General features: G+C 39.2%; 6 protein-coding genes. 5 read left to right on the top strand and 1 reads right to left on the bottom strand.

The annotated features are described in order from the left end of the window. The first annotated feature begins 20 nt into the window (after window positions 1-20). The 5 genes from Q0V26_RS10090 to Q0V26_RS10070 all read left to right on the top strand — a co-directional run bounded on the left by Q0V26_RS10090 (window position 21) and on the right by Q0V26_RS10070 (window position 4,857). Complete coding sequence (locus Q0V26_RS10090; protein WP_297481452.1) at window positions 21-797, top strand: ATP-dependent zinc protease; 777 nt, start codon at window positions 21-23, stop codon at window positions 795-797. 10 nt (window positions 798-807) lie between these two features. Then, window positions 808-2,322 (top strand): inactive transglutaminase family protein, encoded by a 1,515-nt coding sequence (locus tag Q0V26_RS10085; protein WP_297481446.1) that lies wholly within the window; start codon window positions 808-810, stop codon window positions 2,320-2,322. Window positions 2,323-2,325: 3 nt separating this feature from the next. Further along, a complete protein-coding gene (locus Q0V26_RS10080; RefSeq protein ID WP_297481444.1) occupies window positions 2,326-3,300 on the top strand; it encodes an alpha-L-glutamate ligase-like protein in 975 nt (324 codons plus the stop codon). Between the two features lie 135 nt (window positions 3,301-3,435). Then, window positions 3,436-3,945: a VC2046/SO_2500 family protein gene (locus tag Q0V26_RS10075; RefSeq protein ID WP_297481442.1), complete on the top strand. Its 510-nt coding sequence runs from the start codon at window positions 3,436-3,438 to the stop codon at window positions 3,943-3,945. 222 nt (window positions 3,946-4,167) lie between these two features. Continuing rightward, window positions 4,168-4,857 (top strand): SDR family oxidoreductase, encoded by a 690-nt coding sequence (locus tag Q0V26_RS10070; RefSeq protein WP_297481440.1) that lies wholly within the window; start codon window positions 4,168-4,170, stop codon window positions 4,855-4,857. Window positions 4,858-5,031: 174 nt separating this feature from the next. Here the strand turns inward: Q0V26_RS10070 and adhE are convergent, their stop codons facing one another. Further along, on the bottom strand, window positions 5,032-7,710 hold the full coding sequence (gene adhE / locus Q0V26_RS10065) for a bifunctional acetaldehyde-CoA/alcohol dehydrogenase (RefSeq protein ID WP_297481438.1): 2,679 nt from the start codon (window positions 7,708-7,710) through the stop codon (window positions 5,032-5,034). Between the last annotated feature and the right edge of the window lie 733 nt (window positions 7,711-8,443).

The following is an 8,443-nucleotide window of genomic DNA, read 5'->3' as shown; positions in this document are numbered from 1 at the left end:
CAGGATGTACCTCAAACGCAATGCTAGAGAAAAACCATCAACAAACTTTAGCTGCCATCAATAATGCCTCTTCGCATATTGATACTAGAATCAATAATGCTTCTACGCATATTGACACTAAAATCAATAATGTTTCTACGCATATTGACAAACAACAACAATATATTGGTCAACTTGAAAGAAAATTAGCATCTATCTCAAAAGATATAAAATTTCTTAAGCATAAGAGTCTAACTCAGCCTAAAGTCATTGTTGAAAAGCAGATTATTAGAATTCCAGTAGAGCAACCAATTACTGATTCTAAGACTGCTAACGGTAAAGTAATTTTAGGACAAGAAGAATGGGTCTGGATTGATTCGGTTAAAAGCTATTTTAAAGCCCGTGTCGATACTGGTGCGACAACATCATCACTTAATGCGGTTGATATACAAACTTTTGAGCGCGATGGTAAAGAGTGGGTTCGTTTTAATTTAAGCCATAACTCTGCAATCGACACCCCTGCTGAAATTACAGCAAATAACAAAGCAAAACCAGAAACTATTGAAGCGCCTATTTTCCGCTGGGTACGTATTCGCCAATCAACCACTGAAGAAGCGGTTCGCCGCCCAGTAATTGAAGCATGGATTACGTTAGGTACCTTGCACGAAAAAATACAGTTTACACTCGCAGATAGAACAAAGATGGATTTCCCTATTTTACTTGGACGTGAATTCTTTAAAGATATTGCGTTAGTCGACGTAGGTAAGCAATTTGTACAAGGAAAGACTGAGCCAAAGCCAGTCAAAGTTAATAAATAAAGAGGCTGTCATGACGTCTAGAATACCCTTTTATATACTTATATCCCTACTGATAATTTCAGGTATTGGATTAAGCGTGTACCGACATGATGTCTATGGTGTGCCATGGACTCCAGGAAAAGAACGCGCCGTTTGGGAAGTCGAAGCACGAGTGCAATTTGATGCAATCGGTGATCCCGTACAAGTAAAAATGTCAGCACCAGGAACACAACAAGGCTTTACTCTTATTGATGAAAGCACTTCGTCACCCCCTAATTATTCTGTTGTGATCCACAATACTAAAGACGGTCGTGAAGCTGACTGGGCAACACGTACAGCAATTGGTAAACAAGTGTTGTATTACAAAACTCAACTATTGGTTGATGAGCACGCGCGCTATAAGCCAGTGCCACCAACAGGTAAACCGGCTGAAGTTAGTTTAAGTAATCCACAACAAACAGCAGCAACAGCACTATTAATTCAAGCCCGAAATTTATCAGCAGATGATGTGACATTAGCCCGTGAGTTAATTCGCGAGTTACATGATAAGCAGAATCAAAATACCGCCGTATTACTTGATACGATGACATCGGCTGATATTATGACTAGCCTATTGTCGCTTGAAGGTATTCATTCTCGTATTGTCAGTGGTTTAACGCTTGAAGATGGCCGTCGTCGCCAAAGCGTATCACCAATGGTTGAAGTGTGGGATAAGCAACAAAAAAACTGGCAGTTATTTAATCTCACAACGGGCGAGCAAGGCAAACCTGAAAATGTAATGATTTGGAACCAACAAGGTAATGCATTACTTGATGTTGTTGGCGGCCGTAACTCAAATATCAGTTTCTCTATTATTGCCCAAGACATTACGCCACAACGCGCAACGCAAGAAAAAATTAAAGTTGAAGATCTTTTAAACTTCTCAATTCATAGTTTGCCTCTTGAAGAGCAAGCAATGTTCAAAACCATCATGTTAGTGCCAATTGGCGCATTAATTGTAGTGTTCTTGCGCATTATTGTGGGGCTAAAAACATCGGGTACATTCATGCCAGTGTTAATTGCGGTTGCCTTTGTGCAAACTCAGCTATTAACAGGTATTGTCGGTTTCCTATTGATTGTCGGCACAGGTCTGATCATTCGTAGTTATCTCTCGAAACTGAACTTACTTCTGGTCGCTCGAATATCCGCGGTGATAATTACCGTGATATTAATCATTTCAATATTCACTGTGGTGGCATTTAAGATTGGCTTGATTGAAGGCCTAACAATCACCTTCTTCCCAATGATCATTTTGTCATGGACAATCGAGCGGATGTCGATTCTATGGGAAGAAGAAGGTGCAAAAGAAGTGTTTATTCAAGGCGGTGGTTCGCTATTAACATCAGTGTTAATTTACCTTGCAATGACAACACCCATCGTGCGCCACCTAACATTTAACTTTATCGGTGTTCAATTTATTATCCTTGCTGTTATCTTAATTTTAGGTAACTACACCGGTTATCGCTTAAGTGAGCTTCGTCGCTTTAAGCCACTGACCGAGGACTAATATATGTCATTCTTTTCACAGTTTACTTCACCGAAAAAACTGCGTGATCGTGGCATCATGGGGATGAACAAACGTAACCATAGCTATATAAGTCGTTATAATGACCGTAGCCGTTTTCCGCTTGTAGATGACAAGCTAAAAACAAAGTTCATTGCCCAACAAGCAGGAGCGACAGTTCCCGATTTGATTGGTGTTATTGATAGCCAAGTAGCAGTTAAGCATATTCATCATATGGTTAAAGACTGGCCTGGGTTTGTAATAAAACCCGCTCAAGGCTCTGGTGGCAAAGGCATTTTAGTGATTGTGAAGCACAAAGATGGGGTTTATGTAAAGCCATCAGGTGCCGAGATCAATCAACAAGATGTTGAACGCCACATTACCAACACCCTTGCTGGATTATTCTCGCTCGGGGGGAAAAATGATGTTGCGATGGTCGAAAACCTGATTCAATTTGATAATGTGTTTGATGGCTTTAGCTATGAAGGTGTGCCAGATGTACGTGTAATCGTATTTAAAGGCTACCCTGTTATGGCAATGATGCGTTGTTCAACAGCGGCATCTGACGGCAAAGCAAACCTTCACCAAGGCGCAGTTGGTGTCGGTATTGATATTGCCTCAGGCCAAGCGATTCGAGCGGTACAGTTTAACTTACCCATTGAACGTCATCCCGATACTGAACGCTTATTAAGTGAGCTCAGAGTACCAGAATGGAACAAACTGCTGGTACTTGCAGCCAGCGCATGGGAAATGACAGGCTTAGGCTACATTGGTACTGATATGGTATTAGATAAAGGCAAAGGCCCAATGGTACTAGAGCTCAATGCTCGTCCTGGCCTCGCTATTCAAATTGCGAATGGTACAGGTTTATTACCACGTCTACGTCATATTGAAGCCATGGGGATCACCGCACATACACCAACGCCAGAAGAACGCGTTGCTTACTGCGCACATCAATTTGGTGCTAAATCTGAGTTCTAAGCGACCATCAATACTATAATATTATTAGCCCTGACATGTTCAGGGCTTTTTATTACCTAAAATAAATTATTAAAGTTATTGTTTTTTATGTCGATAACTTTAATACCTTATTTAATATAGCCAGCTATTGATTACATGCAAACTCAGGCACTTGATAATTTACAGCTTATTAATGAAATTCAATTCGGTACTAACCTTAATCATGCGGTTGAAGGTGGACGTCGTGCTGATTTTGCATTGATGCTAGCGTTATTATCTCCTGATCTGCATGAGAACATTCCTACTGATACACCCTCAATCGAAACACAATCATCACAACAACTGCGGGCTTATTTTGAAATTCCAGCATCACAGCCCCTCACATCAACACCAGCTTGCTATCAACGCGCAGCTGAACAAGCACAGGTTTTTCATCAAGCCAGTTTAACCAGTACCCGTTTACTGGCACAGTTACAGCCAGCAGCCCTATCCCACCCGCCACAACAAACAAAAGGCTTACCGGAAGATTTGTTTCATAATTTATCACTTCACGAACGTCGCAAACTCCCCCCTATAGAACCAAAACCACTACAAGCAACACCGCAAGATCTGTATTTAGCATTAATAAAGTCCAAACGGATGAGTGAAATAAACTTGGCTGCTTAAGCTAATATTTGCAGTTAGTCAAAGATAAAATACATCATTTATGATTCAAAAATAATAACCATCTTTGATCGTGATATTGCTCATAATTTCTTCTTTATTATTATTAGTTTGCGAGCTTATTGACTAGTATTGATGATAGTAATGGCCTTAGATATAACTGCTATAATATTAATACCAATAAGGCTTTAAATAAGACGATTTAAACATTAAGGCTAGGAATATATGCATATCGGACAATCAGTCGCTATCATCACCGATGCTGGTAATCCTATTGGTAAAGCGGTAGCACTTCATTTCGCATCACTAGGGGCAACCTTGGCACTGGTCGATAATAACGAAATTGAACTAAAAAAAACCTTACAGTCTTGTCAAAAAATCAGTGAGTCATCCGCAGCTTTTTACATAAAATACTATGATGAACCCAGCATTAACACCCTCTTCCAGCAAGTCAGGGAGCGATTTGGAGCGATTAATATTTTATTGAATACTTGGACAGGTACAGAAATACCGCATTTATTATCACCGACTTCTATTAGTGATTTTAATAACACTATGCAAAAAAGCGCCGCCAGTTTTTTTATCTTTGGTAAAATAGCCGCCGAATTTATGCAACACCAACCCCATCAAAGTGTGATTGTGAATCTTGCATTGAGCCATGAAAACCATCAGCCTCATACACCAACAACAAGTAAAACTGTAGTAAGTGGCTTAACTCAAAATTGGGCCAATGAACTGGCTGATTTTAATATTCGTGTTGGTGGTATTGTGCCGATTAACCTACAAGATAAACCCAATGATCAACAGGGTATTGTCAATGTTCCGATGCAAGACGAAATTGCACGTAATGTTGAATACATTGTACGTAATGATTCGTTTAGTGGGCGAATGATAGAATCAGAAATGGGCGTCTAAACAGAATAAAACAATCATCTAATCAAGCTGGCTGAGTATGAATACTTGGCCTTTTTTATGTTCAGAGGTTGCAAAGTGAATTTTAAACACTTATCAATGATGCTGTAAATCCACCAAAACAAAAAGCCCGTCTATTTCTAGACGGGCTTTCTTATGTTTTAGTCAGTAAAGATATTAAGCTTTTGCTTTTTTACCTTTTGCAGCAACTTGTGCTGGCTCTGATTTCTTAGCTACTGCTGTATCTTCAAACGTTTCGCCGTCAGCGTATACTTTACCGTAGTAAGAAGCGATTAATACTTCTTTAAGCTCTTTAATCAATGGGTAACGTGGGTTAGCACCTGTACATTGGTCATCGAACGCATCTTCAGCAATTGCATCAACTTTAGCCATAAACGCAGCTTCATCAACCCCAGCAGCTTGAATTGACAATGGAATATCCAATGCAAGTTTAAGCTCTTCTAACCAACCAAGTAACGCATTAACTTTCGTTTCAGTATTACCTTCACGGAAGCCTAAATGCTCTGCAACTTCAGCGTAACGAGCACGTGCTTTAGGACGGTCGTACTGAGAGAACGCAGCTTGTTTAGTTGGGTTGTTAGTCGCATTAAAACGAACAGTATTCGAGATTAATAGCGCATTCGCAAGACCGTGTGGAATATGGAATTCAGCACCTAATTTATGCGCCATTGAGTGACACACACCTAGGAAAGACTGCGCAAAAGCCATACCAGCGATTGTTGCTGCATTGTGAACTTTCTCACGTGCAATTGGATCTTTCTTACCGTTAACGTAAGAACTTGGTAAGTACTCTTTAAGCATCTTAAGTGCTTGAAGAGCGTGACCGTCTGAGTATTCGTTAGCAAGAACAGAAACGTAAGCTTCTAATGCATGCGTTACTGCATCATAACCACCGAATGCACATAAAGACTTAGGCATATCCATTACAAGGTTAGCATCAACAACTGCCATGTTTGGCGTTAGTTCGTAATCTGCTAATGGGTATTTTTGACCCGTCTTTTCATCAGTTACAACAGCAAATGGTGTAACTTCAGAACCAGTACCAGAAGTCGTTGTGATACATACTAATTCAGCTTTTTGACCCATCTTAGGGAACTTGTAAATACGTTTACGGATATCCATAAAGCGCATTGATAGGTCTTCGAAATCAGTTTCTGGATGCTCGTACATCACCCACATGATTTTCGCAGCATCCATTGGTGAACCACCACCAACAGCTAAGATAACATCAGGTTGATAACTTGCACATGCTTCAGCACCAGCTTTAACTACTGCTAATGTTGGATCTGCTTCTACTTCATGGAATACTTCAACTTCCATGCCTTTCTCTTTCAAGATTGAACGTAGGTCATCGATGTAACCGTTGTTGAATAAGAAACGGTCAGTTACGATTAGTGCACGTTTTTTACCTTCAAGATCAGTCATTGCGATTGGTAAACAGCCGCGACGGAAGTAGATAGATTTTGGTAGTTTATGCCACAACATATTTTCTGCTCGCTTAGCTACAATTTTCTTGTTGATAAGGTGCTTAGGACCTACGTTCTCAGAGATAGCGTTACCACCCCAAGAACCACAACCTAACGTTAGTGAAGGTGCTAATTCAAAGTTGTAAAGGTCACCAATACCACCTTGAGATGCAGGTGTATTCACAAGAATACGAGCAGTTTTCATTTTGTCGCCGAAGTACGCAATGCGGTCTTCGTTATTATCTTGGTCTGTATAAAGTACTGACGTATGACCAACGCCACCTATGTCTAATACGATACCAGCTTGACGCACAGCATCTTCAAAGTCTTTCGCTTTAAATAGACCTAGCGTTGGAGATAGTTTTTCATGAGCAAATTCATCATCCCATGAAGCTTCTAGGCCTTCACCGATAAGAATTTTAGTTGACACTGGTACTTTAACATTTGCTAGCTCAGCAATTTTGTATGCTGGTTGACCAACGATATTAGCGTTAAGTGCGCCATTGATAAGTAGGACTTTACGTACTTTATCTGCGTCTTCTTTACTTAGAACAGCCGCGCCATACTTAGCGAAACGAGCTTTAACTTCGTCGTAGATAGACTCAACAACGATTGCCGCTTGCTCAGAAGCACAGATAACACCATTATCGAATGTTTTAGACATTAAGATAGAAGAAACAGCACGTTTGATATCAGCAGTTTCGTCGATAACTACAGGCGTATTACCAGCACCAACACCAATTGCAGGTTTACCTGAAGAGTAAGCTGCTTTCACCATGCCTGGACCACCAGTAGCAAGGATCATGTTGATGTGTTCATGTTTCATTAGTGCATTTGATAGTTCAACAGAAGGTTGGTCAATCCAACCAATGATATCTTTTGGTGCGCCCGCTTTAATTGCTGCATCTAATACAACTTTCGCTGCGTAGTTAGTTGCATTTTTAGCGCGTGGGTGTGGTGAGAAAATACAACCATTACGTGTTTTAAGACAGATTAGCGATTTAAAGATTGCTGTTGAAGTAGGGTTTGTCGTTGGAACGATTGCACAAACAATACCTACAGGTTCTGCGATAGTGATCGTGCCGCCTTCATCGTTACGATCGATAACGCCACACGTCAATTCATCTTTGTATTTATTGTAAATGAACTCAGAAGCAAAATGGTTTTTAATAACCTTGTCTTCCATGATACCCATGCCAGACTCTTCTGCAGCCATTTTTGCAAGCTCGATACGAGCAGTTGAAGCAGCTAGAGACGCAGCACGAAAGATTGTATCAACTTGTTCTTGTGAAAAGCTTGCAAATTCTTTTTGAGCCGCTTTAACACGTGCGACTAAAGCATCAAGTTCAGCTAAATTAGTTACAGGCATATTCTTTCTCCAAAAATAAAAACTATAAAATTCATTAAAAATCATTTAGTAAGAACATGTTTAAATTTTTTCACATAAGAGTGTTAAAATTCATTAACACTTTCAACAATACACATACTTAGTAAATTGCTTTCAAAACTGATTATAATTTTTCACACTGCAAAAGAAATTGATTTAGATCACCACACCATCAAAATGGTAAAATAATAATTAAAACACGAAATATAGTGTTTTTATGATGCTTTTACGTACGATTTCATAAATCTAATGGTTGATTCAACTAAAACCCATTAAAATCACTTATTTCACAAGACGAAATATTACGTAATAAAAAGACATTTACTAGCCCCTGTCACATCCAATTGTGACAGGAATCACGATTTATTACGTTAACAGCTCAATATTTGTTGCATATAAATATGATGAATCATCATTTCACAAATCCTAATACACCAAAATTCACTTTACATAATTTATCTCACATAAAATTATCTACGTCTGAAGTCGCATTAATTGGCTTTTATCAGTAGATGAAATACTTAGCTTAGATTAAAATATGGTCGCAATAGTATTTTTCAATCATGCGCCCTTATAAAACACTGGCAGAAATAATGGTTATAAAGATCACATAATCTAGCTATCGTTTGATCTTTATAACCATTATGACAATGAGAACACACATTATCTTTCTTATCTCACGCCATAATAAATGAAGGTAACTTAATAGGTATTA

Origin of the sequence: uncultured Photobacterium sp., from assembly GCF_947039875.1 — a bacterium.
In the GTDB taxonomy this organism is placed as follows: Bacteria; Pseudomonadota; Gammaproteobacteria; order Enterobacterales; family Vibrionaceae; genus Photobacterium.
Note: the sequence above shows the minus strand (reverse complement) of the source record. Positions and strands in the feature narration are given on the sequence as shown.

Excerpts from the sequence above, each read along its gene's own strand:
- adhE (WP_297481438.1), bottom strand. The coding sequence starts at position 7,710 with ATGCCTGTAACTAATTTAGCTGAACTTGATGCTTTAGTCGCACGTGTT.
- Q0V26_RS10090 (WP_297481452.1), top strand. The coding sequence starts at position 21 with ATGCTAGAGAAAAACCATCAACAAACTTTAGCTGCCATCAATAATGCC.
- Q0V26_RS10080 (WP_297481444.1), top strand. The coding sequence starts at position 2,326 with ATGTCATTCTTTTCACAGTTTACTTCACCGAAAAAACTGCGTGATCGT.
- Q0V26_RS10085 (WP_297481446.1), top strand. The coding sequence starts at position 808 with ATGACGTCTAGAATACCCTTTTATATACTTATATCCCTACTGATAATT.
- Q0V26_RS10075 (WP_297481442.1), top strand. The coding sequence starts at position 3,436 with ATGCAAACTCAGGCACTTGATAATTTACAGCTTATTAATGAAATTCAA.
- Q0V26_RS10070 (WP_297481440.1), top strand. The coding sequence starts at position 4,168 with ATGCATATCGGACAATCAGTCGCTATCATCACCGATGCTGGTAATCCT.